Here is a 26,994-nt window from a genome sequence, read left to right on the forward strand (position 1 = left end):
GGTGTTGTTCGTCGGAGCCTGCTCGTCGGCAGGCCACCCCGTCGTCGCAACTGATTCGGCTGCCACAACTGCGGCCCCGGCGATCACGCGGAGCCCGCAGCCGCGGTCCCGCGAAGCACTCGTCATGCCCGACTTGCGGGGGATGTACTGGGCCGACGCCGATCCGGCCCTTCGTACGCTGGGCTGGACCGGGGTGCTGGACAAAGGCCCGAGTCTGCCGGGCACCCCCTACGCGCGTAACCAGATCGCCGTGCAGACGCCGGCGCCCGGCCAGGTCATCGCCAGCGACGCGGTGATCACGCTGCAGTTCGCCGCCTGATATCCACACGTGATCCCCAGGCGGGTTGGCTATTGCCGCCGCCGCAAGTTGTGGTAGACACTCAGCAAACTCGCTTAGGAATTTCTCAGCCGGGCGAAATGTGGCCGGAGTACAGGGGGAACCATGAGGCATGGCGGTAGCGGACAGGGCGCGTACCGCGCCCGGCGACCTCGCCGCCAGCCGTATGCCTGGCTCGGAGCCGGTGCGGTGACTCTGGGGCTGGGCGCGGCCATGGCCAGTGGAACCGCCGTCGCCTATGCCGACACCGGCGCCTCGGGGGCGGGCAAGGCCTCGGCCACCAGTTCTGAGAGCAGCTCGACGTCGTCGAGCAGCACCGACTCGACCGCGGTCAAGAAGTCCACTGCGCGCTCGGCACGCCACAGTGCCGTGACGTCGTCGGGCGGAAACGTCAGCGCGCGCAAGGCGTCGTCCGCCACGGCGAGTGACGCACCGGCCGCGGCGGCCGCCGTCGACACCGAATCAGCCGACACGGCGAGCGCGACAGCGACCACACCGCCCACGCCGGCTACCTCGACCGCTCATTCGGCTCGCGTACCCGCAGTGGCTGCGGTGACGACCACCCCCGCCGCGGCCAATTCGACCCCCAGCAGCTACTCCTGGCTGCCGTCGACTCCGCCCGTGGTCGCCAACGTCGCGGTGAGCCTGGCCCTGGAGCAGATCGGGCAGGCGCAGTCGCAGCTGCAGCAACAGACCTGGGGCAGCGGCAACATCGCCGCCGGGCTGGTGTCGATCGTCCCGCAGGTACTGCTGTCGCAGGCCGCGCTGGCGTTGAACACCTGGGGGACTGCGATCACTCCGGCCCAGTCGCTCTATGCCAGGACCTCGGGCGTCCCGATCGTGCACGAGTTGGCCGGCGTGGGCCTGCTCGGCGTTCTGTTGCTCCCGACGCTGGCCACCACCGCGCTCAACAGCACCGGATTGTTCCTCCCGCTGGTCGGTGCCCTTGAGGGGACCGGCAGCATCACACCGGTGCAGAACGCGGTCAGCACGGCCGCGCTCAACAGCCGGGTGTACGCGTTGGTCCCGGTGACCATGCGGTCCACCACCGAGCCCATCGTCTACATCACGATCAACGGCGGACCGAGCACACCCGTGCTCGTCGACACCGGCTCGTCGGGCCTGGTGGTCACCATGGCATCGGTGGGTGACGCGGCGCCGCTTGGCGCACCGACCGGCACCGTCACCAGTGGCTACAGCGGCGGCCTCACGTACACGGCCACGACTTACACGACGACGGTGAACTTCGGAAACGGCATCGTCTCCGGGCCGACGAATGTCAACATCGTCGACCCGCAGGACGCCGCAGCCGCCTTGGCCTTCTTCCACCAGCTGGGCGGCGCGTCCGGCGTACTGGGAATCGGCGCCAACGCGGCAGGTCCCGGACCGCAGGGTCTGCCGACCACCGCCCTGCCCGGTGACCTCAGCCAGGGCGTGTTCCTCTACCAGAGCCTGTTCCTCGGCATCGCCGGCGTGATGGTGTTCGGACCCAACCCGCTGCCGAGTCGGACCTCGGTATCCGGCGCGCCCGATGCCTACCTGAACGTGAAGATCAACAACAATTCGCCGACGACCGTCGGGGCGATCATCGACTCCGGTGGCGTCTACGGGACGATCCTGTCCTCGATGATCGGCGGTGCCAGCAGCGTGCCGGTCGGGACGAGGATCTCGGTGTACACCCCTGACGGAGTGCTGCTGTACTCCTACACCGTCACGTCGCAGAATCGGCCGACGGTGATCACGAGCGGGCTCATCAACACCGGCTACGCCCCGTATCAGCACGGCCCGGTCTACCTCGACTACACAACGCCGGGCGGCCAGGGTACGACGCATTTCGACTACGCCTGATTCTTTGTCGCGCAACGCGACTCGCCCACTTTTGTCGCTATAGCAAATTAGTTGCTGACAGTTTGGGCGTTTCGCGAACCGTCGTCGGTTTGCAGGCATACCCTCCGCTGAGGCGCTGTCGCCGTCGTTGGTCGGGAGGTAGAAAGTCATGGGTGCTTCGAGGTTTGTCGGACGGGTTGGCGGATTGGCGGTGGCGCTCGGAGTGGGCGCCGCGGTGTTCTCCACCGGTTACGGCGTCGCATGGGCGGACGGGTCGACGGGATCGTCGGGGGCAGGCTCGAATTCGAGCTCGGCGAGCAGTGGCTCGGACTCGTCCGGAACCGGGTCGAAGGGGCCGTCGGCATCGACCGGGTCGTCCAAGCGGACTACCACTGCCGGGTCGGGCCAAGCGGTCGGTACCGGTGGCGCCAAGACCAGCTCCAAGCATTCCAAGACCGGCCCCGCTCAAGTGCGTGCCGAGTCGGCGGTGTCCGCACAGACGACGAGTTCCACTGCCGAAGCGGCAAACAACTCGGGATCGCAATCCGGTTCCGGCGGCGGCGCAGATGTCGTCGCGCCGTCGGCGAGTTCGACTGCCGCGGTGGTGACACCGGTGGCCTCGCTGGCCCCCAAGCTGCCCGTGCTGCCGTCGCCGAGCGCGATCTCGTCAGTGCTGACCACCGCGCTGCACGACGTGCTCGACCCGTTCTCCGGTGGCCTGCCGAGGCCCGCCGTCGACTCGCCACTGGCGCTGACCTTCGCGGCACTTCAGCGCCGCACCTCGGCGTCGGCGCTGGCGAGCAATCCGATCGCGATCAATCCGGTATTGGTCATCAATGACGGCATCATCGACGGCACCACCGGCGCCACTGGGGCGTCCGGCCTGACCTACACGTTGATCAGTGGGCCCAACAAGGGCGGGAAGATCACCTTCTCCGCGACCGGTGACACCAACTATCAGCTCGGCAATTTCAGCTATCTGCCCGACCAGTCGGTGCTCGGCGGGACCGTCAACGAGCAGTTCAAGATCCTGGTGGCTCAGAAGACCCAGTTCGACCAGATCGTGGAGAGCATCCCGCTTCTCGGCGGGCTGGCCGGGCAGGTCATCGTCGTTCTGCACCAGACTCCGGTCCTCGGCGACCTGCTCGCACCGATCATCGGGTACTCGCAGGTCGCGACGTTCAACTCGACGGCTGTGCTGCCCGCCACCGACCCGGTGGCCTACACCTACAAGATGCCGTCCTTCGACGGCACGCTGATCAGCGTCAACTGGTTCCCGAAGCTCGGCCTCACCGGATCCGATACGGCGCCAACGATTCTCGACGGCCCTGGCCTGGCCACCGCAGGCCAGACCGACCCGTACACGCAATACGGCATCGGCGGACTGACACCCGGGGTGTCTCTCCTTCGCGACAACTACAACGTGGTCACCTGGGATCCCCGCGGCGAGTTCGCCTCCGGCGGCATTCTCCAGCTCGACAGCCCCTTCTTCGAGGCACGCGACGTCTCATCGATCCTCAATTATGTTGCCGGACTGGATAATTCGCTTCTAGATGGTCCGAATGATCCCCGCGTCGGGATGGTCGGAGGCTCCTACGGTGGCGGTATCCAGCTCACCAGTGCGGCCACCGACCCACGGATCGACGCCATCGTCCCGGGTATCTCGTGGAACTCGCTGAACAACTCGCTGTACCCCGGCGGCTCGTTCAAGACGGCCTACGCGTCGCTGCTGCTGCTGTCGCTGGTCCTGTCGAAGGCCCGGATCAACAACCTGATCTATCAGGGCATCATCACCGGTGATTTGTTCGGGGTGCTGAGCAACAGTGCGCAGGCATTGTTGGCCGGCAGTGGTCCCACCTCGCTGCTCAACCAACTGAAGGCGCCGACGCTACTGATCCAGGGCACGGTGGACGTGTTGTTCACCCTGCAGCAGGCGATCGACAACGCGCAGACCATCATCGCAAACCCGTATGGCACGCCGGTGAAGATGATCTGGTTCTGTGGCGGCCACGGGGTGTGCCTGACCAACGACGGCGACGTCAACCCCAACCTGGCCTCGACGTTCGCCTGGCTGGACTACTACGTCAAGGACGGCAACACCAGCGGGACGCCGAACATCCCCAATTTCCAGTTCACCGACCAGAACGGGAACTGGTACCAGTCCGACTTCCTCCCCACGACGGGCAGCGGCTTGTTCGGCACACCCGACCAGGCGGTGACCGGAGCGTCGGGCGGCACGCTGGGCATCGTCCCGATCATCGGTGGCTCCGGGCCCGCGCCGCAGGCGGCGATTCCGTACTCGCTGGGCCTGGCGTCCAAAGCGAACAACGCGATCAACGTGGCCGTGCCGACCCAGGTCGGTACGACGTATCTGGGCGCGCCCACCGTGAGCTTCGATTACCAGGGCCTGGGTAACACCCGCTTCGTCTACGCGCAGCTGGTCGACAACAAGACGGGTCTGGTCGTCGGCAACCTGGTGACGCCGGTGGCGGTGACGATGGATGGGCGCACGCACACCGCAAGCATCAACATGGAGAACATCGTCTACACCGCAGCCGACCCGAGCGACGATCTGACCCTGCAGATCACCAGCTCGGCGACCGCGTATGAGAGGTTCACCGCATTCGGCGTCATCAACATCTCCAACATCAGCCTGACGCTGCCGACAGCCGACCCGACCAAGTTCAGCCCGGAACCGTAGGGCCGGGGTCAGCCGGCGGGTGACTTCAGCCGGCTGACCGCGAACTGTGCGGCTTGACCGACCACACCGGATACGACATATCGGCTATGTGCGAGCAGGTCCACGCCGTTCGAACAGACGGGGTCGCCGGTGAGGCACAGGTCGAGGGCCTTGGCCCCGTACAGAGGGCTCCTGGGTGGCAACGGTCCGCCGCCCATCTTGCGGGAGGGATTGCCGAACACCACGACCGCGGCGACGTGACCGGCGACGGCGTCCGGCATGGGGGTGGGAGTGCCGAACGCGGCGCCTGCGGTCGTGGTGAGCAGATCGATGACATCGGCACCCTGCGAGTAGCCGCTCAGCACCACGCGGGTCGCCGGACATGCCGCGACGAGGTTCTCGACGTGCACCCAACCGTCAGTGGCACCGGTGGTGGTTCCTCCGTTCAGGTCCAGATTCGCCGGATAACTGATGCCGTAGACCGACAGCGATTTTCCGGGAAGCTGTGCGCTCATCGCGTTGACCAGAGCTTGTCCGACCGGGTCGACCGGGGGCACGGTATTAGTTCCCCGGGCGTACACGACCTGGATGTCAGGGCAGGCGTCGGCCCGCGCCATCGACATAGTGGGCAGCATCACCTGCACCGCGAGTGCCAACACACCAGCAGCAAAAATCGGTGCGCCCGGATGCGTGTGCACGGCTGCATGGTGGCACCCGTTGACCACACCAGAATTAGGCGCGCCGAACCCGACGGGAACTCATGAGCAAATACACAGGAGCCGGCACTGGTGCGGGCTGCCCTAAGTTGTTGTCGGCTAGGGGAATTCGACTAAAATATGCTCTGTTGCAAAACGAGTGTGACGGGTCGGGGCGCTTGAGGTCGTAAGGGATTAGCACGATGACACTGACGAAGATCGCAGCAACAGCAGCACTTTCCGCAGGGCTCAGCCTGGCGGGGCTTGGTGTGGGCGCCGGTATCGCTTACGCCGATCCGGGACATGGCCACGGCCATGACGGCTGGGAGTGGAACGACCATGACCGCGGCCGAGGCGACTGGCGCGGACCCGATTACGGTCCCGTGTTCTACGGGCCGCCCGCAGCCTGTGTGCAGGCCACCGGTCCGTTCGGGCTGGTGACCGGCGGCGCCTGCATCTAGCGGCCGCTAGCCCTGCACCACGCCTCGGGCCCTGGGCAACGGCAGATCGTTGTAGGTCGCGATGCCCGGCGGTGCGGCGACGACGGCGGGGATCGCGTGAATCGGTGGCATCGCCGTCATGATGTGGCCGAGAACGAAGAAGTCTTCGAGTGACTTTGCGTTCTCGATCATGTCCATCGGCGGTAGGAACCCGACCTGCATGTTCACCGTCGGGCGTCCGTCGATCGTAATTTTCCAGCCGTCGGCGTCGAGCTGCCAGTCCGGCTCGAGGGTGGTGCCCTTCTTCCATCGCACATTGATGTCGATGACGGTCTTGCCGTTGACGATGCCCTGCCAGCTGGCGTAGACCCCGGCGACGTGGCCTGCCTTGATGGTCCACGATGCCATCGGCAGATCCTCGGTGGTCTGAGCGTATTCGGACACGCAGGTGATCTCGTCCAGCTCCAGGCCTAGCGAATCGGCGACCAACTGCACCGCCTCGGCGAACACCGCGGTGCCCTTGGCAGCCATCGGCTGCAGGTCGGGATCGTCGATGCGCATATCGAAGCCGACCGGGCGCTCGGTCTCGGGGGAGTCGTAGAGGGTGGTGTCAGCGGACTCGGCGATGGTGATCTTGTCGACGCGATCGCAGGACGTGGCTGCGACGATCGCCAGTAGCTCGGCGAAGCCGGGGCTCACCCCCGAGCCGAACATCGTCGAACCGCCGGCCTTACATGCCTCCTCGATGCGGGCACGGCCGTCGCCGAGGTTCTGGCCGGTGATGAATGACGCCGATGCGACGACATTGACGCCGGCCGACAGGATCTGGACCAGCTCGTCGACGTCGATCCACATCGGGTTGTAGACCACGCAGTCCGGCTTGAGCGCCAGCAGAGCATCCACGTCGTTGGTCGCGGTGACTCCCAGCGGATCGATCCCGACCAGTTCTCCGACGTCGCGGCCGGCCTTGTCCGATGACCACGCGTAACAACCGACGAGTTCGAGGGTGGGGTTGGCGGTGATCGCCTGAACGGAGCTCTTTCCTACATTGCCGGTCGTCCACTGGACGACCCGATAGGGAGAAATGTTGGGCACTCGCTCAGCATAGGGTCAGCTGCGCAGTTCAGACGGTTGTTTAGGTGAACTCGACAGTCGTCTACTCGTCGACCGCGACATTGCCGCGGTTGCGGCGGCGCAGCCGATGGTTTGTCTTACCGGTCGGGCGCTTGTTCCGCAGCGCGCCGCTCGGCTCGGCGTCGGGCTCTGGCTCTGGCTTGGCGTCGGCTTCCGGTACGGGCTCGGCCTCGGGCGCGGGCTCGGCCTCCGACGACGCCTCGGCCTCGGGCGCGGGCTCGGCCTCCGGCGACGCCTCGGCCGACACGTCGGCGGGCTTCTCGTCCTCGACGGCCGGCTCGCTCGTCTCCTCTGCTTCCGCGGAGTCGGCAGGCTCGGTGGCTTCGGCGACCTCGGTGGTCTCGGCGGTGTCTTCGGAGTCGTCGGCCGCCTTGCCGCGTTTCTTCTTGGCCTTCTTCTCTTTCTTCGGCTTTGCCGGCTTGGCCGGCAACTCGGCGGTGTAGGCCAGCTGGAAGGCGAGCAGCGCGAGGACCGCGATCGCCGCGGCCGCGCCGTAGACGCCGAACAGCCACGGCCCGCCCTTATCGAGGCTGACCCAGATCTCGGCGACCGCGGTCCCGACGATCAGCACACCGGCCAGCACGTGCAGGATCACCGACCACAGGCGCAAGCGCAGCGCCAGCTGCGGAGTGCCTGCCTCGGGCTTTCGGCTGCGCAGCAAGGTGAGCAACACCGGCAGCGCGGCCAGCGCGATCAGGACACCGGTGACGATGCGCGCAATAGTGCCCAGCGCGTGGGTGGTGTCGCCCATGAGCTCCCACCACCGGGGCAGCACGAACAAGAAGTACAGAGCTCCGGCCAGCACCCACAGCACCAGCTGAAGTGCAGTCGCCGGAACGCGCCCCATACCCCTCATGCCCCTCCTAAAAGTCAAAATCCGAGGTGCGACCAGGCGTTGTGTCCCCCCGATCGCACCTCGGATCAGGTGCGGAGGATAGGGGATTTGAACCCCTGAGGGCTGTTAACCCAACCCGCGTTCCAGGCGAGCGCCATAGGCCACTAGGCGAATCCTCCGTCGGCAATGGTAGCGGACTCGGGAAGTGCCTCGCCCCGGCTGCCTGGCTCACCCGTGACTTGTCGCCTCCGCGACGGGCCACCGGCGCGCGGGTATTACACTCGCAATGGACCCCGCGCGGCGTCTATCCTGTGAACTCCCCCAGGGCCGGAAGGCAGCAAGGGTCAATGGGCTCTGGCGGGTGCGCGGGGTCCCCTTCGTGAAAGGCGCATGGTGTCGTTCCACTCCCTGGGCCCCGATGAGTTGCGAGCCCAGCACGAATTGCAGCGGCAGAACTACGCCGACCTGCAGGCCAAGAAGCTGTCGTTGGACCTCACCCGGGGCAAGCCGTCGGCCGAGCAGCTGGACCTGTCCAACGCGCTGCTGAGCCTGCCCGGTGAGCAGTACCGCGACGAGGACAACACCGACACCCGCAATTACGGCGGCCTGCACGGATTGCCCGGTCTGCGATCGATCTTCAGTGAGCTGCTCGGTATCCCGGTGCCCAATCTGATCGCCGGGAACAACGCCAGCCTGGAGCTGATGCACGACATCGTGGTGTTCTCGCTGCTGCACGGCGGTGTCGACTCACCGCGGCCCTGGAGCCAGGAGCCGGTGATCAAGTTCTTGTGTCCGGCCCCGGGATACGACCGGCACTTCGCCATCACCGAGAGCTACGGCATCGAGATGATCGGCGTGCCGATGAACGAGGACGGCCCCGACGTCGACCTCATCGAAGAACTCGTGGCAGCCGATCCCGCCATCAAGGGCATGTGGTGCGTGCCGGTGTTCTCCAACCCCACCGGCACCACCTACTCGTGGGAAGTGGTGCGCAGGCTGGTGCAAATGCGCACCGCCGCACCGGATTTCCGGTTGTTCTGGGACAACGCCTACGCCGTGCACACGTTGACGCTGGAATTCCCGCGACAGGTCGACATCCTGGGTCTGGCCGACAAGGCGGGCAACCCGCACCGGCCCTATGTCTTCGCCTCCACCTCGAAGATCACCTTCGCCGGCGCGGGGGTGAGCTTCTTCGGCGGCTCGCTGGGCAACATCGCCTGGTATCTGCAGTACGCCGGCAAGAAGTCGATCGGCCCCGACAAGGTGAACCACCTACGGCACCTGCTGTTCTTCAAAGATGCCGACGGGGTGCGGTTGCACATGCAGCGCCATCAGCAGCTGCTGGCGCCGAAGTTCGCGCTGGCGTTGGACATCCTGGACAAACGCCTCACGGACTCGAAGGTCGCGTCCTGGACCGAGCCCAAGGGCGGGTATTTCATCAGCCTCGATGTGCTGCCCGGGACAGCCAAGCGGACCGTCGCGCTGGCCAAGGATGCCGGTATCGCGGTGACCGAGGCGGGCGCGTCGTTCCCGTATCGAAAAGATCCGGACGACAAGAACATTAGGATCGCGCCGACATTCCCGCCGGTGTCGGATTTGACCGATGCGATCGACGGCCTGGCCACCTGCGCGTTGCTGGCGGCCACCGAGTCCATGCTGGGGTCCACGGCTGTCACCGACGGTCGGTAGCCTTCACCCGTGGCGCTCTACCGCAAGTACCGGCCGGCAACCTTCGCCGAGGTGGTGGGCCAGGAGCACGTCACTGAACCGCTGTCGACCGCGCTGTCGGCGCATCGGATCAACCACGCGTATCTGTTCTCCGGGCCGCGTGGTTGCGGTAAGACGTCCTCGGCGCGCATCCTCGCCCGCTCGCTGAACTGCGAGCAGGGTCCGACGCCGACCCCGTGTGGGGTGTGCGATTCGTGCGTGGCGCTGGCCCCGAACGGCCCGGGCAACGTCGACGTGGTCGAACTCGACGCCGCCAGCCACGGCGGTGTGGATGACACCCGCGAGCTGCGCGATCGGGCGTTCTATGCGCCCGCTCAGTCGCGCTACCGCATCTTCATCGTCGACGAAGCACACATGGTCACCACCGCCGGCTTCAATGCGCTGCTGAAGATCGTCGAGGAGCCGCCCGAGCACCTGATCTTCGTGTTCGCCACCACCGAACCGGAAAAGGTGCTGCCGACGATCCGCTCGCGCACCCATCACTACCCGTTCCGGCTGCTGGCCCCGAAGACCATGCGCGCGTTGATCGAGAAGATCATCGCCTCGGAGAGCGTCACCGTCGACGACGCGGTGTATCCGCTCGTCATCCGGGCCGGCGGCGGCTCGCCCCGCGATACGTTGAGCGTGCTGGACCAGCTGCTCGCCGGTGCGGAAGGCAACCGCGTGCACTATCAGCGCGCGCTCGCGCTGCTGGGCGCCACCGATGTGGCCCTGATCGACGACGCTGTTGACTCGCTTGCCGCGGGCGATGCGGCTGCGCTGTTCGGTGCGGTGGAGTCGGTAATCGACGCCGGACATGATCCGCGCCGTTTTGCCGTCGACCTACTCGAGCGGTTCCGCGATTTGATTGTGCTGCAAGCAGTTCCGGACGCTGCCACCCGCGGTGTGGTCGACGCCCCCGACGACGTGCTGGAGCGGATGCGCGAGCAGGCCGCGAAGATCGGGCCCGCGACGCTGACCCGCTACGCCGAGGTGGTGCACGCGGGGCTGGGGGAGATGCGCGGCGCGACGGCACCACGGTTGCTGCTGGAGGTGGTCTGCGCCCGGCTTCTGTTGCCGTCGGCCAGCGACACCGAGTCGGCACTGCTGCAGCGGATCGAACGTATCGAGACCCGGATGGAGATCACGATCCCGGCGGGTGAGGCCGGGTTGAATTCCGGTGCACCGGCGGCGGCGCCGGCCAAGCAGTATGTGCGCAAGACGCAGCAGGCTGCTGCTCCCGAGGCGGCAGCAGCACCCGCCGCACCCGCGGCTGCACCCGAGCCGCTTCCTGCTCCCGCGCCGGTCCCCGAGCCGATCGCCAAGCCGGAGCCGATTGCACGACCGGAGCCGGTCGCACGGCCCGAGCCCGTCGCCAAGCCCGACCCGGTGCCGGAAGCCACACCGCCGCCGCCGGCCACCGAACCGGCCGCGGCCCCGGCCGCCGCTGCCCCGGGTGAACCGGGGGCGGCTGCGGTACGCACCATGTGGACGACGGTGCGGGAGAAGGTGCGTCAGCGCAGCCGTACCACCGAGGTCATGCTGGCCGGAGCGATCGTGCGTGCGGTCGAGAACAACACTCTGATCCTCGGCCATGAGTCGGCACCGCTGGCCAAGCGGCTGTGTGAGCAGCGCAACGCCGATGTCATCCGTGACGCGCTCAAGGATGCGCTCGGGGTGGACTGGCGGGTACGCTGCGAGGTCGGCGTCGGTGAGCCGGTGCGCGAAGCCGCGCCATTACCTCCGGAACCCGAGCCCGATCCGGTAGATCGCCAGCGCGCCGAAGAGGACAGCATGATCGCCGAGGTCGGCCGCGACGACGACTCGGCGCCGCGACGCGACCCGGAGGAAGTGGCGCTCGAGCTACTGCAGAACGAGTTGGGCGCGCGCAAGATCGAGGGCTAGCAGTTCTGTGTGCGTTCTCGTGGTCCGCTGTGGATCTGCTGTGCTGTGAAGCGCTTGTGCGTCAGCGCCTTTACCGTCGGTGCATGATCATCGACAGTCGTCGAATCGCGGCGACGCTCGCCGGATGCGGGGCGCTCGCAGTGGCTCTGTTCGGGCAAATGGCCACTGCTGCAGCCGATCCCGACGCGCCGCCGCCACCGCCGAACTGCACCGCGGCCGATATGGAAGGCGTACGAATGGGCGTGCAGGCCGCGACGTCGGCCTATCTGTTCACCCATCCCGACGTGAACGCATTCTTCACCAGCCTGGCCGGCCTCCCGCGCGATCAGGTGCGCGCCCGGGTCAAGGCCTACATGGCCGCCAATCCGCAGACCGCTTCCGAAATCGGCGGGATCCGACAACCGTTGGTGGACATCAAGAATCGCTGCGGTCAGCTGCCCGGATCGGGTGTCTAGTTCCGGTCTACGCCGTCCACCACGGCCGCAGGGGCAGCCCGGCGTCGCCGCCCTTCTCGTCGAGCTTGACGGCCAGAACCTGGTGCAGCTGAACGACATTGGTCTCGAAGCCGAGCCGTGATCCGGCCATGTACAGGCCCCACACCTTGGCGGTGGCCAGGCCCACCTCGTCGACGGCTTCGTCCCAGTGCTCGACGAGGTTGCGGCACCAGTCCCGCAGCGTCATCGCATAGTGGTGGCGCAGGTTCTCCTCGTGCACCACCTCCAGGCCGGCATCCTGGGCTTCGGTGATGATGCGGCCCGAGCCGGTCAGTTCGCCGTCGGGGAACACATAGCGGTCGATGAAACCACCCGCGCTGGGGCCGGTCTTGTTGTCGGGGCGGGTGATGCAGTGGTTGAGCAGCAGCCCGCCGACGCGCAGCTTGGACTTCAGGAAGCCGAAGTACGCCGGGTAGTTGGCCACCCCGATGTGCTCGGTCAACCCTATCGATGACACCGCGTCGAAGCCGCTCTCCAAGACGTCGCGGTAGTCGCTGTGGCGGACCTCGGCCAGGTCGGCCAGGCCCTGCTCGGCGATGGCCTTCTGCGCCCACGCGGCCTGCTCGCGGGACAGCGTCACGCCGATCGCCTTCACCCCGTGCTTCGCCGCGTAGCGCACCATGCCACCCCAGCCGCAACCGACGTCGAGCAGACGGTCGCCGGGCTTGAGGCGCAGCTTCTCGAACACCAGCCGGTACTTGTTCTCCTGCGCTTCCTCCAGCGTGGCATCCGCGCTCGGGTAGCACGCACACGTGTACGTCATCGACGGCCCAAGGACCCACTCGTAGAACGTGTTTGACACGTCGTAGTGGTGGTGGATGGCGTCGGCGTCGCGCTTTTTGCTGTGCCGCAGGCCCTCGGCGACGCGGCGCCACCGCGGCAGCGCTTCCTGAGGCGGCGGGGCGATCGGCTTGAGGTGCTCGATGCCGATCGAACGCACGATATCGACCAGCACGCGAGCCGGCGGCCGCTTGAAATCCAGCTGGTGGGACAGTGCCCGCAGCAGGTCGTACGGATCCCCGGGATGGACGCCCTGCATCTCGAGGTCGCCCGAGACGTAGGCGCGGGCCAGGCCCAGATCGCCCGGGGCGGTCGCCAGATACGTGGTCCCACGCGGGGTGAGTAGATCCAGACCCAGCTCGGCGTCTTCAGGCCCCGCGGAGCTGCCGTCGTACGCGGTGAATTTCAGCGGCAGTTCCCCACCGGCGGTGAAGATCTCGAGGATCTCGGCAAGCTTGAACTTTCCTGGCGCATGCGCCTCGTTCTCACGAAAGATCGTCATTGTCGTTGCACCGCCTTTGCATACAGGCCCAGTAGCCGTGAATCAGGGTCGTAGGTCTTTTTTACGGTCTTATAGGTTTCGCCACCGTAGAGATTGTCAAACTCCTCCCGGCTGTAAAAGGCGTCGGAATACAGCGACTTGTGTCCGTCGAGCTTGCCGATCTGCTCTTCTATCAGGCGGTTCGTGTGGCTCGGTGTTGGCCCCATCGGTACCGAGGACCAGAATCCGATGTTGACGTAGCTGTGTCCGGCGCGCAGCGGATACAGCGGCCAGCCCGCCGGGTCACGCAGCCGAAGCGGACACAGCCACAGCGGCTCGATGGGGACATTGGTCAGGAACCAGTCCAGGAATTCGACACAATGCTCGATCGGCACCTCGACGTCCTGGACCACCCGCTCCAGCGGCGGACGGCCGTGCCGGGCCTCGATCCGGTCGGCGATGTTGAACCGTTGGTCGTAGCCGATCAGCTTCCAGTAGAAGCTGCTCCGGCGGTAGCGGCGCGGCCACCAACGGCGGATCTTCGGGTTCTGCGCGCCGAATGCCCGCGAGCACCAGAACCAATCGGTGTCCCAGCGCCACAGGTAGTCGTGGATGGTCAGCCGGTCGTCCTTGACCCCGTCGTCGTGCTGGATCGAGCGGTAGTAGATGTCCTGGCCGGTGTAATCACTGACCGCCCCGGCGGCTGGGGTCTGCACGCCCAGACACAGGTAGCTCTCGTCGGCGCTGAACACCACGCCGTCGAGGTAGTCGACCCGGGTGCCGTCGTATCCACCGGTCTCGATGATCCGGTCCATCGCGACCACCAGGTCGGGCAGCGAATGGAATCGCAGGTGCTTGAGCGCGACGAATGGCTTGACCGGTTCCAGCTCGATGCGTAGGCGTACCGAATAGCCAAGCGTGCCATAGGAATTGGGGAAGCTACGGAACAAGTCCGGATGGGCCTCACGGCTCGCGGTGATCACCTCACCCGAGCCGGTCAGGATGTCCATCTCGATCACGGACTCGTGCGGCAGACCGTTGCGGAACGACGCCGACTCGATCCCCAGCCCGGTCACCGCCCCGCCCAGGGTGATGGTTTTGAGCTGCGGAACCACCAGCGGGGACAGGCCGTACGGCAGGGTCGCGGCGACCAGGTCCTCGTAGGTGCACATGCCGGCGACATCGGCGGTCCGGGCTGCCGGGTCGACGGAGATCACGTTGGTGAGCCCGGAGGTGTCCAACCCTGGCGCGTTGCTCTTGGCGCGTGCGCGGAACAGGTTGGACGTCGGTTTCGCCAGACGTACCGGGGCGTTCGAAGGAATGGCGCGGTAGCTGGCGAGGAGCCGCTCCACGCCCTGGGCATGAGCTGACAGTGCTGCAGAAACAGACACACGACTACGCTAGTCCGCAGCCACAGCCGATGCGACCGCACGGCCGGTGGATCACACCGCAACCCGCCGTTACCCGAGGAGTTTCCCTGATGGGACAGGTCAGCGCCGCAAGTTCGATCTTGATCGACGCCGAACCGGCCGCCGTGCTCGACGCGATCGCCGACTACCAGAACGTGCGCCCGAAGATCCTCTCGCCGCAGTACAGCGAATACCAGGTGCTGCAGGGCGGCCAGGGTCAGGGCACAGTCGCCAAGTGGAAGTTGCAGGCCACCAAGTCGCGGGTGCGCGAAGTGCAGGCCGTCGTCGACGTCGCCGGCCATACCGTCATCGAGAAAGACGCGAACTCCTCGATGGTGATCAACTGGACCGTCGCGCCGGCCGGCCCAGGCTCCAGCGTCACCCTCAAGACCACCTGGACCGGGGCGGGCGGCATCGGCGGCTTCTTCGAGAAGACGTTCGCGCCGCTGGGCCTGCGCAAGATTCAGGACGAGTTGCTCGGCAACCTCAAGAAGACCGTCGAGGCCGCGAAGGCCTAGCTGGCGCGGGCCGGCTGGGTGGCCAGGAACGCTGCGATGCCCTGCACGACGGCGGCGGCGTACTTCTGGCGACCTTCGGGGCTTTCCATCAGCGCCGAGTCGGCCGGGTTCTTCATGTTGCCGCACTCGACCAGCACCGATGGGTACTGGGCCAGGTTCAGCCCGGCGAGATCGGCGCGCCCGTAGAGGCCGTCGGAGCCGATGTAGTTCGCGGCGGGGATGCCGGCTGCGACCATTTGGTCGCGCATGGCCCTGGCGAGCTGCACCGACGGCCCTGCCTGGGCCTGATTCAGCGGCGGGCTGGAGTAGTTGACGTGGAAGCCGCGGCCGGTCGCCGGGCCGCCGTCGGCGTGGATCGAGATGATCGCGTTGGGCGCCAGCGCGTTGGCCATCGCAGCGCGTTCGTCGACGCACGCCGCAACCTGGTTGTCGTTACCGCGCGACATGGCGGTGCGCACGCCGAGCTGGCTCAGCATCTGGCGGATCAGCAGCACGGTGTCCCAGTTGAAGGTGTGTTCAGGGAACCCGTCGTTGGTGGTGGTGCCCGACGTCTGGCAGTCCTTGGTGCCGCCACGGCCGGTCGGCACCTGTTTGGTCAGTGACGCGTCGTTGGCGCCGTTGTGGCCGGGGTCGAGGAACACGATCATCCCGGCGATGCTGGTCGGTGCGGCATGGCTGAGCGGGGTGAGCGCCTGCGATAGGACCACCAACACGGCGGTGCATGTTGAGGCGACGACACGCGTGCGGGCGGACATAAGCACGCGCGTCACCGTAACTCTTCGCCGTCTAGTCTTGAAGTCGCTGACTGCCCGAATTCGCAGGCGAAACCAAGTCGAGACCGAGACGCAAGGAGACTGTCATGCAACCCGGACCCGGTGAGCTGCCGAACCTCGAAGGATTTCGCGAGCAGGCCGAGCAGATGCGCGACCAGGTGATGCCGGGTCTGCAGGCTGCGTTGCAGCAGGCCCAGGAAATGCAGCAGAAGCTGATGGAGGCCCAGGCCGCGCTGGCCGCTGCCGAGGTGCACGGTCAGGCCGGCGGTGGGCTGGTTCAGGTGACGATGAAAGGCAGCGGCGAGGTCGTCGGGATCCGGATCGACCCCAAGGTCGTCAACCCCGATGATGTCGAGACGCTGCAGGACCTGATCGTCGGCGCGCTCGCCGACTCGGCCCGTCAGTTCACGATCCTGGCGCAGACCCACCTCGGCCCTCTGGCCGGGCAGGCCCCAGGCATTCCGGGGGCCTGACGCGTTGTTCGAAGGACCCGTCCAGGATTTGATCGACGAACTCGGCAAGCTGCCGGGTGTCGGTCCCAAGAGTGCCCAGCGCATCGCGTTCCATCTGTTGTCGGTGGAGCCGCCGGACATCGACCGGCTGACCGCGGCGCTGGGCAGGGTCCGCGACGGGGTGCAGTTCTGCGAGGTGTGCGGCAACGTCTCCGATGCCGACCGGTGCCGCATCTGCAGTGACGCACGGCGCGACGGGTCGCTGGTGTGTGTGGTGGAGGAACCCAAGGATGTGCAGGCCGTGGAACGTACCCGCGAATTCCGCGGGCGCTATCACGTTCTGGGCGGAGCGCTGGACCCGCTGTCCGGTATCGGACCTGATCAACTGCGAATTCGGCAGCTGCTGAACAGAATTGGCGAGCGAATTGACGGAGTGGACATTACCGAGGTGATCATCGCGACCGACCCGAACACCGAAGGTGAGGCGACAGCCACCTACCTGGTGCGGATTCTGCGCGACATTCCCGGGTTGACGGTCTCACGCATCGCGTCGGGCTTGCCGATGGGCGGGGATCTGGAGTTCGCCGACGAGCTGACGCTGGGCCGCGCCCTGTCCGGCCGCCGGCAAATGGTTTAGCGTCCGTAGGATCGCCTACATGGCGAGGCCTAACGACTTTGTCCGACTGAACTGCGGGGCCTGCGTCGACGGCGCCGGTTTGGGATTCGATATCTCGATGGCGTTCCAGCCGATCTTCGACAGCAACGCCAGACAGGTCCACTCGCAAGAGGCGCTGGTTCGCGGCGTGCGCAACGAGCCGGCGTCGGCGGTGTTCGCTCAAGTCGGCGACCACAACTTGTACCGGTTCGATCAGGTGTGCCGTGTCACGGCGATCAGATTGGCGGCGGAGTTGGGGATCTCGACGTCGCTCAACGTCAATTTCATGCCGAACGCCGTCTACCGCCCGGAACTCTGCATCCGGACAACGCTGGAAGCTGCTGAGACGTACGGCTTTCCTGCCGACCGCATCGTTTTCGAGTTCACCGAAGCAGAGAAGATCGCCGACTTCGGGCATCTGCAGGCGATCGTGGCCGACTACCGGCAGCGCGGATTCACCGTCGCCATCGATGATTTCGGCGCCGGGCATGCCGGACTCAACCTCTTGGCGGATCTGCAGCCGGATCTCGTCAAGATCGACATGGGTCTGATCCGCGACATCGACCAGGACAAGGCCCGTAGGGCCATCTGCAAAGGCATCGTCGGAATGAGCGAGGATCTGGGGATCGGACTCATCGCCGAGGGGATCGAACGCCGGGAAGAGATGGAGTGCCTGCAAGACCTGGGCGTGCATCTGTTCCAGGGCTACTACATTGCCCGGCCGACATTCGAAAGCGTGGCCGATGTCAATCCGGAAGTGCGCACGGCCGCCTGACTGGGTGACGTGCCGCGAGATTGAACTGATGCAGAGGTTTACTCGCACGTTGTCTGCGTGAGTTCAATCTCGCGGACCTGTCGGTGGCGCCCACCATGCTGACCCGATGGGTGAGGTGTTCCTCGGCAGCGAAGCCGTCGCAAGCGGTGCCTTGACCCGCCATGGACTGCAGCGGTTCCACGAGCGGCTGCTGCCTGACGTCTATCGCGCGCGGGGGCAGGCGCAATCCTTGCGCGATCGCACGGTTGCCGCCTGGCTGTGGTCGCGCAGACGCGCTGTCATCGCCGGTGCGGCAGCCGCAGCTCTGCATGGCGCGCAATGGGTGAGTGACGACGAGCCCATCGAGTTGTTCTGGAACAACGGCCGCCCGCCGAGCGGGCTCATCGTGCGCAACGAAACGCTCGGCAACGACGAGGTGACCCGTATCGCGGGGCTACCGGTCACCACGCTGGCCCGAACGGCCTTCGATCTCGGCCGATACTTGCCGCGCCACAAAGCAATCGCGCGGTTGGACGCGTTGTCACGCGCCATCGTGTTGTCCAACGACGAGGTCTTGCTCCTCGCCAAGCGGTATCCGAGAGCCAGAGGCGTGCGCAGGCTCCGCGAGGTCTTGCCTCTGGTCGACCGCGGTGCGGCGTCACCGAAGGAAACGTGGTTGCGTCTCCTATTGGTCGACGCTGGGCTTCCGGCGCCGACGACTCAGATTCCTGTCCAGAACAACTGGGGTCTGATCGCGATGCTGGACATGGGATGGGAGGACTACATGGTGGCTGCGGAGTACGACGGCGACCTGCATCGCAGTAACCGAGACCGGTACGTCTGGGATCAGAAGAGGTCGCGGCTCGTCGCGGGGATGGGTTGGGCGGTCGTGCGCGTCATCAACGAGGACGAACCCGCCGACGTGATCACGCGAGTTCGAAACGCTCTGACGGCCCGCGGCTGGCGTCCGTGAGATTGAACTGACGCAGGGGTGTACTCGCACTTCGTCTGCGTGAGTTCAATCTCGGCGCAGGGGGCGCCAGGGAACTAAGGCACTACATCCGGCGGGGGGCGGCGAGGCGCTCGCGGCGCAGCTGCTCGACCTCGGGCAACTCGAGCGGCTCCAGCGGTCCGACCACCCGCGACAGCAGTAGATCGGCCAGCTCGGGATTGCGGGCCAGGCACGGTCCGTGCAGATAGGTCGCGACCACGCTGCCCTGTACGGCGCCGTCGTATCCGTCGCCGTCGCGGTTGCCCGCGCCCTTGACGACCGTCGCCAGTGGACGGGCGTCAGGGCCTAAAACGGTTCCGCCGCGGTGGTTTTCGAAACCTGTCAGCGGCTGGGACAACCCGTCGACCAGTGGTGTGGACACCACCTCGCCGATCGTGCGCTTCTCCTGCGGCGAGGTTGTCACATCCAGCAGGCCAACCCCCTCGACCCGCTCACCGGCCGACGTCTCATACCAGTGGCCGAGCACCTGGATCGCCGCACAGATCGCGAGCACCGGAGCGCCGCGGCCGGCCGCCCGCTGCAAACCCTGATGCGTCAGAAGGTGCTTGGTGGCCAGTCGCTGCGCGTAGTCCTCGGCGCCGCCGAGGGTGTAGAGATCCAGCGAGTCGGGCACCGGGTCGGCCAACGTGATCTCGACGATCTCAGCCGGAATCCCGCGCAGCTGCAACCGTTTACGCAACACGACGGCATTGCCGCCGTCACCATAGGTGCCCATCACATCGGGCAGCACCAGCCCGATCCGCACGGTCTCAGGCACGCATCCTCCCGAGTGTCCGCGTCAGCTGTAGGAACGCCGTGTAATTCGCCACCACCTCGACGTGACCTTTCGGGCACGAGACGATCGCATCAATCGTGTTGTGCACCAACGTATGACGGACACCGGCATAACCGAGTCGCACCGCCAGGTCCGTTCCCCGCTCACCGGCGGCGACCACGGGCACGTCCTCGAAGTGCTCGAAGTTGACGTCCCACAGCCAGGACAGGTCTTCCCCGTCGGGCACCTGACCGTTGACGGCGATGACCACCCCGTCGGCGCTTCGGTCGACCATCGACAGCGCCTCCTGCCACCCGGCCGGATTCTTGGCCAGCAGGATGCGCGCGGTGTGCTCACCGATCGGCACGGTCTGGTAGCGGCCGGCGACCTCGTCCACCCGGGAGACGGCGGCCACCGCAGCTGCGGGGTCCGCACCCAACGCCACCGCGGCGGCCACCGCCTGGGTGGCATTGCCGCGGTTGACCGTGCCCGGCAGCGAGAGCCGCATCGGCACCACCAGGTCGTCCGGTCCGTACAGGTTGGCGTCGTCGTACCACCACTGGGGGCTGGGCCTCGTGAAGTCAGTACCTGTCGAATACCAGTCCACCCCGTCGCGGACGATCACCTCGCCGCTGCGCGGGCAGCTGACCGAGTCGTTGGCCCAGCCGCCGCCCGCGGCCACCCACACCACCCGGGGACAGTCGTAGGCCGCCGAGGTCATCAGGACGTCGTCGCAATTGGCGACGACGATCGCATCGGGGTGGCGGGCCAGCCCGGCCCGCAGCGTGCGCTCGATGTGGTTGATCTCACCCACCCGGTCCAGCTGATCGCGGGACAGATTCAGCAGCACGATCACCGCCGGGTCCACCGCATCGGCGACGTGCGGCACGTGCATCTCGTCGACTTCGAGGGCGGCCAGCGCCGCGTCGCGGGTGCCGGCGAGCGCGGCCACCAGCCCGGCGTCCATATTGGCGCCCTCCGCGTTGGTCGCCACCGGCCCCAGCGTCGCCAACGCGGCCGCGGTCATCCTGGTGGTGGTGGATTTGCCGTTTGTGCCGGTCACGACGACGGTGCGCCGCCCGGTCCCGAGTTGGCGCAGGATCGAGCGGTCCAATGTCATCGCGACGAGGCCGCCGATCATGGCGCCGGCACCGCGCCCGGTCGCCCGGGAAGCCCAGCGCGCGGCGGATCCGGCGGCCAGCGCGGCGCGCCCCCGCAGTGTCATGGTCGGCCTGGGCATCGGAAGGCAGTTTATGCGTGAAATGACGGGCGGGCCGACACGGATTCGATGTCCCGGGGACTGTCGGACCTGCGTGCCATCCTGACTGTGTGAGCCACACCTGGGGTCGACCAGCCCGCGAGCCGGGGGACGGCTGGGTCGTGGTTGACGTCGAGACCTCCGGTTTTCGGCCGGGCCACGCCCGGGTCATCAGCCTCGCCGCGTTGGCGCTGGATCCCGAAGGCCGCGTCGAGCACTCCGTGGTCAGCTTGCTCAATCCCGGCGTCGATCCCGGCCCCACCCACATTCACGGCCTGACCGCGGAAATGCTGGAAGATCAGCCGACGTTCGCCGACATCGCGCCCGATGTCATCGATCTCCTGCACGGCCGCACGCTGGTCGCCCACAACGTCGCGTTCGACTACGCGTTCCTGTCCAGCGAGGCTGAGCTCGCCGACACCGCGCTGCCCGTCGACTCCGTCATGTGCACCGTCGAGCTTGCTCGCCGCCTCGACCTCGGACTGGACAACCTGCGGCTCGAGACGCTGGCGCGGCACTGGGCGGTGCCTCAGACCCGCGCACACGATGCCTTCGACGACGCCCTGGTGCTGTCCCGGGTGTTGAGCCCGGCGTTGCAGCGGGCCCGCGAACGCGAGGTGTGGTTGCCGGTGCGGCCGGTGACCCGGCGCCGCTGGCCGAACGGCAGGGTCACGCACGACGAGCTGCGGCCGTTGAAGATGCTGGCGTCCCGGATGCCATGCCCCTACCTGAATCCGGGGCCGTACCGGCGGGGTGCGCCACTGGTGCAGGGTATGCGGGTCGCGCTGTCGGCCGAGGTGGATCGCACCCACGAAGAGCTCGTGGAGCGAATCATCCACGCCGGGCTCGCCTACTCCGATGCCGTCGATCCCGAGACGTCGCTGGTCATCTGTAATGAGCGCACACCCGAACAGGGCAAGGGTTATCTGGCCCGGGAACTCGGAGTGCCGGTGGTCTCCGACCGGCAGTTCATGGATTCGGTCGATTCAGTGGCCAATGGCACCGGACTGGACGACTTCGCACCCTCGGTCGACCAGGGTCAGCAGTTCGCCCTTTTCTAACTGGTCGCACCGTTAGCATCGTCCACCGAGGTGATGATGCCGTGGACGATCGCAGGAGCATGCTGCAGTCGGGCGTGCCCATCCTCATCTCGGCGCTCAGCTGTCTGCTGCTCGCTTTGGGTTTCGCTCTCAACTGGGGCGGTGACGATGCCGTCCGCATCGTCGACGGCATAGCTTTCGCCGCGTTCGGCGCGTACGCGGCGGTGTGCGCAGTCGTCGCGGCGCGTGCGGCCCACGGACGAAACCGCCTCGCCTGGACCACCATGGCCATCGCCTTGGCGGCGTGGACCCTGGGCGAGCTGACGCGGGCGTACCTGACTCTGGTGTTGGAACGCAGTCTGTTCCCGTCGCCCGCGGACTTCCTGTACCTGGTCTTTGTCGTATTGGCCCCGGTCGCTTTCCTGCAATTCCCGGCCGAACCCACGCAGGGCTCACGTATCCGGTTGCTGTTCGACGCGCTGATCGTCGCCACGTCGTTGTTCCTTGTGTTGTGGGTGGTGGTGCTGGGCAACGTGTATCAAGCCACCGGAGTGGGTCCCGCCGAGCAGGGCCGCGCCCTGTTGTACCCGCTGTTCATCCTGTTCGTGTTCGTCGGGGCGGTGGTGTTCGTCGTCCGGTCCGGTGCGGGCAACAGCATCGTGATGTGGCTTCTGATGGGCGGGGTCACGCTCATGGCGTTCTCCGGAGTCGCGTTCGCAGTCCTGCAGGGCTCCAACCGGTATCACCCGGGGCACATCACCAGTATTGGTTGGGTACTGGGCATGTCGTGTTTCGGTGCAGCCGCGCTGTTGAGCCGCAGGCCGCGCCCACCGGTCCCGCCGACGCCGGTACCGCAATCCTCGATCGCGTTGTGGCTGCCTTATGTGCCGCTGCTCATCGCAGGCACCGTGGCGCCTGCGATCGTCATGACCGGTCTGCTGCGGGTCCTCGTTCCCATTTTGATGACCCTCATCTGCGCTCGGCAGGTACTTTCGGGCTGGGAGAACCGGCGATTGCTCGCGGCTGCGGCCGATCAGGCGCTGCGCGATCCGTTGACTGGCCTCGCCAATCGCACGTTGTTCCAGGATCGGCTGGCGCACGCAATGGCGTTGCGCGGCCGCGACAATCGGTGCGTCGCAGTGTTGTCGCTGGATCTCGACGACTTCAAGTTGATCAACGACAGCATGGGTCATCCAGCGGCCGACAGCCTGCTGATCCGCGTCGGCGAACGCATCGCAGGGTGTCTTCGCGCCGGCGATACCGTGGCACGGCTCGGCGGTGACGAATTCGCGTTGCTGCTCGAGGGCGACGTTGACGATGCGCACCTGGTGTGCGAGCGCGTGATCGCCGCATTCGACACCCCGTTCCTGATCGACGGGCACGAAGTCCTGATGCGGCCGAGCGCGGGAATGGCCGTTACGTCGTTGACGGACAACGACATCACCGCAGAGGATCTGGTGAAGCGTGCCGACACCGCGATGTACTTCGCGAAGCGGTCGCGCAACTCGATGGTGCACACCTTCAGTGCGGACATGACGTTGCTCGATCCGGACATCGAGGAGCTGGCCCGTGACGGTGAACCCCGGTCGGCCAAGAGCGGAGCCGAACAGGTCCGGCTCCTCGGCGAACTGCGACGCACGATCGATCGCGGCGGCCTCGACATGGTCTATCAGCCCAAGCTGGACCTCGAAACCGGCCGGATCACGGGTGTGGAAGCGCTGCTGCGGTGGCCGCATCCGAGGCTGAATGTGCTTCGGCCGGGGGCATTCATGCCGCTGATCCTGCGACACGGGTTGATGCGGCCGGTCACCGATCTGGTGTTCCGGAAGGTGCTCGACGACTGCGCTCGGTGGGTGTCGATGGGATTGGACATCCCGGTGGCGGTAAACCTGTTCGCGCCCCTGCTGCGCGACGCGCGACTGCCCGACACGGTACGGCGGCTACTGCAGGAACGGAATCTGTCGCCCGGACTGCTGACCATCGAGATCACCGAGGACTTGATGCTCGACGAGGTAGGCCGGGTAACCGGTGTGCTGCAGCAGCTGCGCGACGACGGGATCCGGATCGCGATCGACGACTTCGGCAGCGGCTATTCAGCTTTGAGCTACCTGCGGGATCTGCCGATCGACGAGGTGAAGTTCGATCGGCATTTCATCGCCTCGGTCGCGACGGACGCCAGGGCTGCGGCGGTGGTCAGCGCCGTGATCGATCTGACCCACAACCTCGGGATCACGGTGGTCGCCGAAGGGGTGGAGGACGCCGAAACCGCCTCATGGCTGCGCGAACACGGCTGTGACATCGGACAGGGCTACTACTTCTCGATGCCGATCTCCTCCGCCGAGGTCTCGGCTCTGGTGGCGGCCCAAGCAAGACCGTAGCGACCCTCGCAGAATCCTGTGTATCTGTACCCAACACCCTGAGGTGAGGCTTTCGGCGAAATATGTTGGCGTACCGTCGAGTTGGGGCCACTGACAGCATTGTTGGCAGGAGGCTTCAGATGAACAACAAGACACTCACCGCGATGATCGGTGCTGCGGCAATCGCGATGCTCGCGCTGTTCGCCGTCACCGGCGGTGCCGACGCGGGCGCCCCCACGCACACCACCGCCGATTCGGGGCAAGAGTCGAAATTCCCCACCCCCACCCCGCCGCCGCCGGCGGAGGTTTCCGGGGCCGTGACCACGACGATGGTGCCCGCGGTGCGCTGAGCGCCACGGGCACCCTCGTCGTGCAGTGCGACTAGCTGAGAGCTTTGGCCTTCAGTGACTCGAACTCCTGCTCGGAGATGGTCCCGGCATCCAAGAGCTGCTTGGCGTGCTCGATCTCCTGTGCCGGAGAACGTCCGGCAGCCTCGCGGATGTACGCGTCGGTGTCCTTCTTCGCGGCCATCGCGGCTTCGCGCGCGCGTTCGGTCATGCCTTGACCGCGTGCGATCAAGTAGACCAGCGCGGTCAGCCATGGGAACACGATCAGGAAGATCACCCAGACGGCTTTGATCCAGCCGGATGTGGTGTGGTCACGCCAGAACAGGTCCACCAGGATCTGGAACAGCACCAGCAGGTAGGCGATCCAGGCGAAGATGATCAAGAAGTGCCAGAGGAAATCCCACGTCGAACCCCAGTCCATGACCTACTCCTCAAGTCGTCGGGAGAACGTTAAGTTGTTGGGATGGCGCCGATTCGGGCGGCGCGGTTCACCGCGGAGACCACGGCTCGCAACGATGCCGTCGTGATCGACGTCGCAATGCCCACGCCCCAGACTGTGCGCCCGCCGATGGACGCCTCGACGTAGGCGGCCGCGGCGGCCTCCTCGCCGGCCGACATCGCATGCTCGGAGTAGTCCAACACGCTGACGTCGAAACCGACTGTGCCCAAGGCGTCGACGAACGCGGCCAGCGGTCCGTTGCCCTGTCCGGTGATCTCGGTCTCGGTGCCGTCGATCTTCACGACGGCCTCGATGACGTCGGTGCCGCCGTCGACCTCGGCACCGACCACCTTCTGGCGGATGCGCTCCAACGGCCGGATCGGGGACAGGTATTCGTCGGCGAATGCGTCCCACATCTCCTTGGGCGACACCTCGCCGCCCTCACCGTCGGTGATGGCCTGGATGGCCTGGGAGAACTCGATCTGCAGCCGGCGCGGCAGCACCAGTCCGTGGTCGGCCTTCATGATGTAGGCGACGCCGCCCTTGCCGGACTGCGAGTTGACCCGGATGACGGCCTCGTAGGTGCGACCGACGTCTTTGGGGTCGATCGGCAGGTACGGGACCTGCCACAGGATGTCGTCGACGTCCGAATCCGCCTCGTCGGCAGCGACTTTCATCGCATCCAGGCCCTTGTTTATGGCGTCCTGGTGGCTGCCGGAGAACGCGGTGTACACCAGGTCGCCACCGTACGGGTGGCGCTCGTGCACGGGCAGCTGATTGCAGTACTCGACGGTGCGACGAATCTCGTCGATGTTGGAGAAGTCGATCTGCGGATCCACACCGCGGGAGAACTGGTTCAGTCCCAGCGTCACCAGGCAGACGTTGCCGGTGCGCTCACCGTTGCCGAACAGGCAACCTTCGATCCGGTCGGCACCGGCCTGGTAGCCCAATTCTGCTGCGGCGACGGCGGTTCCGCGGTCGTTGTGCGGGTGCAGGCTCAGGATGATCGAGTCTCGCGGGGTCAGGTGCCGGTGCATCCACTCGATCGAGTCGGCATACACATTGGGGGTGGCCATCTCGACGGTCGCGGGCAGGTTGACGATCAGCGGCACGTCCGGGGTGGGTTGCACGATCTCGGCTACGGCGTTGCACACCTCGACCGCGTACTCCAACTCGGTGCCCGTGTAGGACTCGGGGGAGTACTCGAATCGCCATTGGGTGTCGGGATATTTCGCCGCCTCCGCGACGCACAGCCGGGCGCCGTCGGTGGCGATCTTCTTGACGGCCTCGCGATCGGCCCGGAACACCACGCGGCGCTGCAGGATCGACGTCGAATTGTAGAAGTGCACGATCGCTCGCGGCGCTCCTGCGCAGGCCTCGAAGGTCCGGGTGATCAGCTCCGGGCGGCACTGCGTCAGCACCTGAATGGTGACGTCGTCAGGGATCGCACCCTGCTCGATGATCTCGCGGACGAAGTCGAAATCGGTCTGGCTGGCCGAAGGGAAACCGACCTCGATCTCCTTGTAGCCCATGTTGACCAGCAGCTCGAACATGCGGCGCTTGCGGGCCGGGCTCATCGGATCGATCAGGGCCTGGTTGCCGTCGCGCAGGTCGACCGCACACCACAGCGGTGCGTGCTCGATGACCTTGTCGGGCCACGTGCGGTCGGCCAAGGTGACGGGTTCGACTTCAGCGGCGAACCGGCGGTACCGGTCGACCGGCATCGACGAGTTGCGCTGGGTGTTCCAGGAAGGCTGGCCGTCGCGTCGCGGGCCGGCTGGGGTGGAGATGGTGCGGGCAGATACGTAGGCGTCCACTGAATCAAAGGACGGTTTGTGGGTGGTCACGATTGGCTCCGGGTGTCTTGGATTGGATTCAGACCGGCGCATCGCGAAACACCCGCGACGGGAA

At 66.4% G+C, this 26,994-nt stretch carries 26 protein-coding genes, 1 tRNA gene and 1 other RNA gene; 16 read left to right on the forward strand and 12 right to left on the reverse strand.

What is annotated here, in order from left to right; all coding sequences use genetic code 11:
- Positions 1–124 precede the first annotated feature (124 nt).
- Complete coding sequence (locus tag G6N32_RS01530) at positions 125–319, forward strand: PASTA domain-containing protein (RefSeq protein ID WP_147291960.1); 195 nt, start codon at positions 125–127, stop codon at positions 317–319.
- A gap of 254 nt (positions 320–573) precedes the next feature.
- On the opposite strand, the gene G6N32_RS01535 is transcribed toward G6N32_RS01530, so the two are convergent.
- Complete coding sequence (locus tag G6N32_RS01535; RefSeq protein WP_115317652.1) at positions 574–840, reverse strand: hypothetical protein; 267 nt, start codon at positions 838–840, stop codon at positions 574–576.
- A gap of 49 nt (positions 841–889) precedes the next feature.
- Here G6N32_RS01535 and G6N32_RS01540 point away from each other — a divergent pair, with 49 nt between their 5' ends.
- Positions 890–2,185 carry a PecA family PE domain-processing aspartic protease gene (locus G6N32_RS01540; RefSeq protein ID WP_147291959.1) on the forward strand — a complete coding sequence of 432 codons (1,296 nt, stop codon included), beginning with the start codon at positions 890–892 and terminating at the stop codon, positions 2,183–2,185.
- Between the two features lie 148 nt (positions 2,186–2,333).
- Entirely contained in the window at positions 2,334–4,865 is a 2,532-nt protein-coding gene (locus tag G6N32_RS01545) for a CocE/NonD family hydrolase (protein ID WP_115317650.1), read from the forward strand.
- Positions 4,866–4,873: 8 nt separating this feature from the next.
- Here the strand turns inward: G6N32_RS01545 and G6N32_RS01550 are convergent, their stop codons facing one another.
- On the reverse strand, positions 4,874–5,542 hold the full coding sequence (locus G6N32_RS01550) for a cutinase family protein (RefSeq protein WP_178059245.1): 669 nt from the start codon (positions 5,540–5,542) through the stop codon (positions 4,874–4,876).
- Between the two features lie 200 nt (positions 5,543–5,742).
- On the opposite strand from G6N32_RS01550, the gene G6N32_RS01555 reads away from it, so the two are divergent.
- Positions 5,743–6,000: a hypothetical protein gene (locus G6N32_RS01555; RefSeq protein ID WP_115317649.1), complete on the forward strand. Its 258-nt coding sequence runs from the start codon at positions 5,743–5,745 to the stop codon at positions 5,998–6,000.
- A gap of 6 nt (positions 6,001–6,006) precedes the next feature.
- Here G6N32_RS01555 and G6N32_RS01560 read toward each other — a convergent pair whose 3' ends face one another.
- From G6N32_RS01560 to G6N32_RS01570, 3 genes are all read right to left on the reverse strand, one after another.
- Complete coding sequence (locus tag G6N32_RS01560; protein ID WP_115317648.1) at positions 6,007–7,074, reverse strand: NAD(P)H-dependent amine dehydrogenase family protein; 1,068 nt, start codon at positions 7,072–7,074, stop codon at positions 6,007–6,009.
- Between the two features lie 61 nt (positions 7,075–7,135).
- The gene (lucA, locus tag G6N32_RS01565) at positions 7,136–7,960 is read right to left on the reverse strand and encodes a lipid uptake coordinator LucA (protein WP_115317647.1); all 825 of its coding nucleotides are present in this window, start codon (positions 7,958–7,960) and stop codon (positions 7,136–7,138) included.
- Between the two features lie 81 nt (positions 7,961–8,041).
- Positions 8,042–8,127: transfer RNA gene (locus G6N32_RS01570), tRNA-Ser, on the reverse strand.
- Between the two features lie 105 nt (positions 8,128–8,232).
- Between G6N32_RS01570 and ffs the strand changes: the two genes are divergently transcribed.
- The 4 genes from ffs (at position 8,233) to G6N32_RS01590 (ending at position 12,015) form a co-directional block, all read left to right on the forward strand.
- Positions 8,233–8,329, forward strand: an RNA gene (gene ffs / locus G6N32_RS01575) — signal recognition particle sRNA small type.
- A 12-nt stretch (positions 8,330–8,341) separates the two neighbouring features.
- On the forward strand, positions 8,342–9,637 hold the full coding sequence (locus G6N32_RS01580) for an aspartate aminotransferase type Ic (RefSeq protein WP_115318907.1): 1,296 nt from the start codon (positions 8,342–8,344) through the stop codon (positions 9,635–9,637).
- A 9-nt stretch (positions 9,638–9,646) separates the two neighbouring features.
- Positions 9,647–11,560 carry a DNA polymerase III subunits gamma/tau gene (locus tag G6N32_RS01585; RefSeq protein ID WP_115317646.1) on the forward strand — a complete coding sequence of 638 codons (1,914 nt, stop codon included), beginning with the start codon at positions 9,647–9,649 and terminating at the stop codon, positions 11,558–11,560.
- An 83-nt stretch (positions 11,561–11,643) separates the two neighbouring features.
- Positions 11,644–12,015: a heme-binding protein gene (locus tag G6N32_RS01590; protein WP_115317645.1), complete on the forward strand. Its 372-nt coding sequence runs from the start codon at positions 11,644–11,646 to the stop codon at positions 12,013–12,015.
- Between the two features lie 7 nt (positions 12,016–12,022).
- Here the strand turns inward: G6N32_RS01590 and G6N32_RS01595 are convergent, their stop codons facing one another.
- Together G6N32_RS01595 and G6N32_RS01600 are read right to left on the reverse strand one after the other, a co-directional pair.
- The gene (locus tag G6N32_RS01595; protein ID WP_115317644.1) at positions 12,023–13,336 is read right to left on the reverse strand and encodes a class I SAM-dependent methyltransferase; all 1,314 of its coding nucleotides are present in this window, start codon (positions 13,334–13,336) and stop codon (positions 12,023–12,025) included.
- A complete protein-coding gene (locus G6N32_RS01600) occupies positions 13,333–14,706 on the reverse strand; it encodes an FAD-binding oxidoreductase (RefSeq protein ID WP_115317643.1) in 1,374 nt (457 codons plus the stop codon). The genes G6N32_RS01595 and G6N32_RS01600 overlap by 4 nt, the downstream gene beginning before the upstream one ends.
- Before the next feature lie 89 nt (positions 14,707–14,795).
- On the opposite strand from G6N32_RS01600, the gene G6N32_RS01605 reads away from it, so the two are divergent.
- Positions 14,796–15,242, forward strand: coding sequence for an SRPBCC family protein (locus G6N32_RS01605; RefSeq protein ID WP_115317642.1), 447 nt, complete (start codon positions 14,796–14,798; stop codon positions 15,240–15,242).
- Here G6N32_RS01605 and G6N32_RS01610 read toward each other — a convergent pair.
- Positions 15,239–15,997: an Rv3717 family N-acetylmuramoyl-L-alanine amidase gene (locus G6N32_RS01610; protein WP_115317641.1), complete on the reverse strand. Its 759-nt coding sequence runs from the start codon at positions 15,995–15,997 to the stop codon at positions 15,239–15,241. The two genes, G6N32_RS01605 and G6N32_RS01610, sit on opposite strands and share 4 nt — an antisense overlap.
- A gap of 164 nt (positions 15,998–16,161) precedes the next feature.
- Between G6N32_RS01610 and G6N32_RS01615 the strand changes: the two genes are divergently transcribed.
- The 4 genes from G6N32_RS01615 (at position 16,162) to G6N32_RS01630 (ending at position 18,849) form a co-directional block, all read left to right on the forward strand.
- Positions 16,162–16,488 carry a YbaB/EbfC family nucleoid-associated protein gene (locus G6N32_RS01615; protein ID WP_163789511.1) on the forward strand — a complete coding sequence of 109 codons (327 nt, stop codon included), beginning with the start codon at positions 16,162–16,164 and terminating at the stop codon, positions 16,486–16,488.
- Positions 16,489–16,492: 4 nt separating this feature from the next.
- Positions 16,493–17,104 carry a recombination mediator RecR gene (gene recR, locus G6N32_RS01620; protein ID WP_115317640.1) on the forward strand — a complete coding sequence of 204 codons (612 nt, stop codon included), beginning with the start codon at positions 16,493–16,495 and terminating at the stop codon, positions 17,102–17,104.
- Between the two features lie 19 nt (positions 17,105–17,123).
- On the forward strand, positions 17,124–17,897 hold the full coding sequence (locus G6N32_RS01625; protein WP_115317639.1) for an EAL domain-containing protein: 774 nt from the start codon (positions 17,124–17,126) through the stop codon (positions 17,895–17,897).
- A gap of 106 nt (positions 17,898–18,003) precedes the next feature.
- Positions 18,004–18,849 (forward strand): type IV toxin-antitoxin system AbiEi family antitoxin, encoded by an 846-nt coding sequence (locus G6N32_RS01630; RefSeq protein ID WP_115317638.1) that lies wholly within the window; start codon positions 18,004–18,006, stop codon positions 18,847–18,849.
- Positions 18,850–18,931: 82 nt separating this feature from the next.
- Here the strand turns inward: G6N32_RS01630 and G6N32_RS01635 are convergent, their stop codons facing one another.
- A complete protein-coding gene (locus G6N32_RS01635) occupies positions 18,932–19,645 on the reverse strand; it encodes a type 1 glutamine amidotransferase (protein ID WP_264028839.1) in 714 nt (237 codons plus the stop codon).
- A complete protein-coding gene (locus G6N32_RS01640; RefSeq protein WP_172507219.1) occupies positions 19,638–20,882 on the reverse strand; it encodes a Mur ligase family protein in 1,245 nt (414 codons plus the stop codon). The genes G6N32_RS01635 and G6N32_RS01640 overlap by 8 nt, the downstream gene beginning before the upstream one ends.
- A gap of 89 nt (positions 20,883–20,971) precedes the next feature.
- On the opposite strand from G6N32_RS01640, the gene G6N32_RS01645 reads away from it, so the two are divergent.
- The 3 genes from G6N32_RS01645 to G6N32_RS01655 all read left to right on the forward strand — a co-directional run bounded on the left by G6N32_RS01645 (position 20,972) and on the right by G6N32_RS01655 (position 24,647).
- The gene (locus G6N32_RS01645) at positions 20,972–21,961 is read left to right on the forward strand and encodes a DEDDh family exonuclease (RefSeq protein WP_115317636.1); all 990 of its coding nucleotides are present in this window, start codon (positions 20,972–20,974) and stop codon (positions 21,959–21,961) included.
- 41 nt (positions 21,962–22,002) lie between these two features.
- Positions 22,003–24,318 carry a putative bifunctional diguanylate cyclase/phosphodiesterase gene (locus G6N32_RS01650; protein WP_232077435.1) on the forward strand — a complete coding sequence of 772 codons (2,316 nt, stop codon included), beginning with the start codon at positions 22,003–22,005 and terminating at the stop codon, positions 24,316–24,318.
- Between the two features lie 119 nt (positions 24,319–24,437).
- Positions 24,438–24,647: a hypothetical protein gene (locus G6N32_RS01655; RefSeq protein WP_115317634.1), complete on the forward strand. Its 210-nt coding sequence runs from the start codon at positions 24,438–24,440 to the stop codon at positions 24,645–24,647.
- A gap of 31 nt (positions 24,648–24,678) precedes the next feature.
- On the opposite strand, the gene G6N32_RS01660 is transcribed toward G6N32_RS01655, so the two are convergent.
- Positions 24,679–25,065, reverse strand: coding sequence for an SHOCT domain-containing protein (locus tag G6N32_RS01660; RefSeq protein WP_115317633.1), 387 nt, complete (start codon positions 25,063–25,065; stop codon positions 24,679–24,681).
- A gap of 29 nt (positions 25,066–25,094) precedes the next feature.
- Entirely contained in the window at positions 25,095–26,972 is a 1,878-nt protein-coding gene (gene leuA / locus G6N32_RS01665; RefSeq protein ID WP_232077437.1) for a 2-isopropylmalate synthase, read from the reverse strand.
- Positions 26,973–26,994: the final 22 nt, after the last annotated feature.

Origin of the sequence: Mycolicibacterium aichiense (assembly GCF_010726245.1) — a bacterium.
Taxonomy (GTDB): Bacteria; Actinomycetota; Actinomycetes; order Mycobacteriales; family Mycobacteriaceae; genus Mycobacterium; species Mycobacterium aichiense.